The sequence below is a fragment of the Dietzia sp. CW19 genome (genome assembly GCF_014145265.1).
GTDB classification, from domain to species: domain Bacteria; phylum Actinomycetota; class Actinomycetes; order Mycobacteriales; family Mycobacteriaceae; genus Dietzia; species Dietzia natronolimnaea.
Genome location: NZ_JAALEE010000150.1, coordinates 1 through 3,455 on the forward strand (window position 1 = coordinate 1; position 3,455 = coordinate 3,455).

At 69.8% G+C, this 3,455-nt stretch carries 3 protein-coding genes; all 3 read right to left on the bottom strand.

The window, feature by feature from the left end:
* On the bottom strand, positions 1-943 hold a 943-nt coding region (locus tag G6021_RS05350; protein ID WP_182640799.1), incomplete at its 3' end, for a DHH family phosphoesterase.
* Entirely contained in the window at positions 940-1,401 is a 462-nt protein-coding gene (gene rbfA, locus G6021_RS05355) for a 30S ribosome-binding factor RbfA (protein ID WP_182609731.1), read from the bottom strand. The genes G6021_RS05350 and rbfA, both read right to left, overlap by 4 nt.
* Positions 1,402-1,515: 114 nt before the next feature.
* Positions 1,516-3,455, bottom strand: a 1,940-nt coding sequence (gene infB, locus G6021_RS05360; RefSeq protein ID WP_182640800.1) for a translation initiation factor IF-2, incomplete at its 5' end; no start/stop codon positions are given.

Below are 3,455 nucleotides of genomic sequence, written 5' to 3' on the forward strand. Positions count from 1 at the left end.
TCGTGACGAGTCCGGGGTCGCCGCTCACGGTGCACCCGGCCGCCGCCGGGTGTCCACCGCCGCCGAGCGTCGAGGCCACGGCCGAGACGTCCACGCCGTCGCCACCGCGGGAGCGGAGCGACACCGCGCACTCGCCCTGTCTGATCTCCTTGACGAGGACCGCCACCTCCGCCTCCCGGACCCCCTGCAGGTGGGACACGAGCGACTCGAGGTCGGCCTCGTCGACCGACGCGACGACGTCGTGCGGGACCGTCAACCACACCGCGCCCCGCCCCCCTGCCGCCTCGGTGTCCAGGCGGGCGGTCCCCAGGAGATCCCCCAGCACACGGAGCCAGGAGAACGGGTGGGCGTCGAGGAGCGCGAAACCGAGTTCCCGGGACTCCGCCCCGGCCGCCAGCAGTCGGCGGGCCGTGTCGTGCGAACCCGCCCCACCCCACCGGAAGGACCCGGTGTCGGTGACGAGCCCCGCGTAGAGGCTGGTGGCGAGGTCCGGGTCGACCGGGTAGCGACCGGCCTCGAGAACGTCGAGTACCAGGGTCGCGGTGGAGGCCGCCCCGGGATCCAACAGCAGGTGCGTCCCGAATCCCGGGTTGGAACGGTGATGGTCCACCACGAGGACCTCTGTCGCCGAGCGGGCCAACCGTCCCCAGTCGCCCACCCGGTCCGGGCTGGCGCAGTCCAGCGTCACCACCAGGCCGTCGTGCTCCGGCACCTCGGCGATCGGCACCACGTGTTCCGTACCCGGGATCACCCGGAGCGCCTCCGGCACCGTGCCCGGGTCGAACGACTGGTGGACCACGACGCCGACCGCCCGCAGTGCACGGGCCAGGCCCGCGGAACTCCCGAGGGCATCGGCGTCGGGGCGGACGTGGCACAGCACGGTCACCTCACGGTGCCGCGCGAGGACCTCGGCCGCGCCGCCCGCGTCCACCAGGGTGGTCACCGGTCGTCGTCCTCCGGTAGACCCACCTCGTCGTCCCTGCGGTAGGGGTCCTCGTCCCCTGCGGGCCGCGCACCCTCCGCCACCCGGCGGACCTGCTCGTCCTGGGCGCGGGCCTTGGCGAGCAACTCCTCCATCTGGCGCGCGGCATCCGGTACGGAATCCAGCCGGAAGGTCAGCTCGGGAGTGAACTTGACCCCCGTCTGCTTACCCACCATCGTGCGCAGCCGGCCCCGGGCGTTCGCCAGGGCCTCACCCGCGTCGGCGATGTCGGGTTCCTCGTCGAGCGTCCTCCCCCGGACCGTGTAGTAGAGGGTGGCCACCCTCAGATCCGCCGTGATGCGCGAATCGGTGATGGTGATGAACTCGAGACGCGGATCCTTGATCTCGTGCTCGATCGCCGTCGCGACGATCTCCCCGATCCGTTTGCCGAGCCGTCCGGCCCGTCCCTTTCCGGCCATGGCGATCCTCCTTGACGTGATGCGGCCGCCGGGCGGCCGCTCGATACCCAGAATGCCGTGGGGGCAGGCCCGCAGACCACGGAACCTGCCCCCACGGGGTTGTCGCCGTCGACGTCAGTCGCGCGGCTTCTCGACGAGCTCGTAGGTCTCGATCACGTCGCCGATCTTGATGTCGGAGTACGTCACCGTCAGACCACACTCGAAGCCCTCGCGGACCTCGGTCGCGTCGTCCTTCTCGCGGCGCAGCGAGGAGACGGTCATCTCCTCGACGACGACCTTGCCGTCGCGGATGAGACGGGCCTTGGCGTTGCGTCGGATGATCCCGTCGAGGACCATGCAACCCGCGATGTTGCCGAGCTTGGAGGAGCGGAACAGCTGGCGGATCTCCGCCTGACCGAGCTTCTTCTCCTCGTAGATCGGCTTGAGCATGCCCTTGAGCGCACTCTCGATCTCATCGATCGCCTGGTAGATGATCGAGTAGTACCGGATGTCCACGCCCTCGCGGTTGGCCAGCTCCGTCGACTTGCCCTCCGCGCGGACGTTGAACCCGATGATCACGGCGTCGGATGCGGCCGCCAGGTTGACGTTGGTCTCGGTGACCGCACCGACACCGCGGTCGATGACACGCAACTGCACCTCGTCGTCGATCTCGATGCCCATGAGGGCCTCTTCGAGGGCCTCGACCGTACCGGAGTTGTCGCCCTTGATGATGAGGTTGAGCTGGCTCGTCTCCTTGAGATGCGAATCCAGGTCCTCGAGGCTGATCCGACGGCGGGACCGGGCGGCGAGCGCGTTGCGCTTGCGCGCGTTCCGCTTGTCCGCGATCTGCCGTGCGGTGCGATCCTCCTCGACCACCATCAGGGTGTCGCCTGCGCCACAGACGCTGGTCAGGCCGATCACCTGGACCGGACGGGACGGGGTCGCCTCCACGACGTCCTCCCCGTGCTCGTCCACCATGCGACGAACCCGGCCGTACGCGTCGCCCGCCACGATCGAGTCGCCGACCCGCAGCGTTCCGCGCTGGATGAGCACCGTGGCGACCGGACCGCGTCCGCGGTCGAGGTGCGCCTCGATGGCCACGCCCTGCGCGTCCATGTCCGGGTTGGCCCGCAGGTCCAGCGACGCGTCCGCGGTGAGGACGACCGCCTCGAGGAGCGACTCGATGTTGAGCCCCTGCTTCGCGGAGATGTCGACGAACATGGTGTCGCCGCCGTACTCCTCCGGGACGAGCCCGTACTCGGTCATCTGGCCACGGATCTTGTCGGGCTGTGCGCCCTCCTTGTCGATCTTGTTGACCGCCACGACGATCGGCACGTCGGCCGCCTGCGCGTGGTTGATCGCCTCGACCGTCTGCGGCATCACGCCGTCGTCCGCCGCGACCACGATGATCGCGATGTCCGTCGACTTGGCGCCGCGGGCACGCATGGCGGTGAACGCCTCGTGACCCGGGGTGTCGATGAAGGTGATCGTCCGGTCGATATCGTCGACCGGCACGGTGACCTGGTAGGCACCGATGTGCTGGGTGATGCCGCCGGCCTCGCCCTCGCCGACCTTCGCGGACCGGATGCTGTCGAGCAACCGGGTCTTGCCGTGGTCGACGTGACCCATGACGGTGACGACAGCGGGACGGATCTCGAGATCGTCCTCCCCGCCCTCGTCCTCGCCGAACGACAGGTCGAACGAGTCGAGCAGTTCGCGGTCCTCGTCCTCGGGACTGACGACCTGGACCTTGAAGCCCATCTCCTCGCCGAGGAGCTGAAGGGTCTCCGGGGTGACGGACTGCGTGGCCGTCACCATCTCACCGAGGTTGAACAGCGCCTGGACCAGCTGCGACGGGTTGACGTCGATCTTGTCCGCGAAGTCGCTCAGCGAGGCACCCTGTGCCAGCCGCAGGACCTGCCCACGACCGTCGGGGAGCCGGACGCCGCCGACCTCGGGGGCCCGCATCGAGTCGTATTCCTGACGCTTCTGCCGCTTGGACTTGCGGCCCCTGCGGGGCGCGCCTCCGGGGCGGCCGAACGCACCGGCCGCGCCGCTGCGGCCACGATTGCCTC

Bases quoted from the DNA above. Each gene is read 5' to 3' on its own strand.
- rbfA (WP_182609731.1), bottom strand. From the start codon at position 1,401: ATGGCCGGAAAGGGACGGGCCGGACGGCTCGGCAAACGGATCGGGGAG.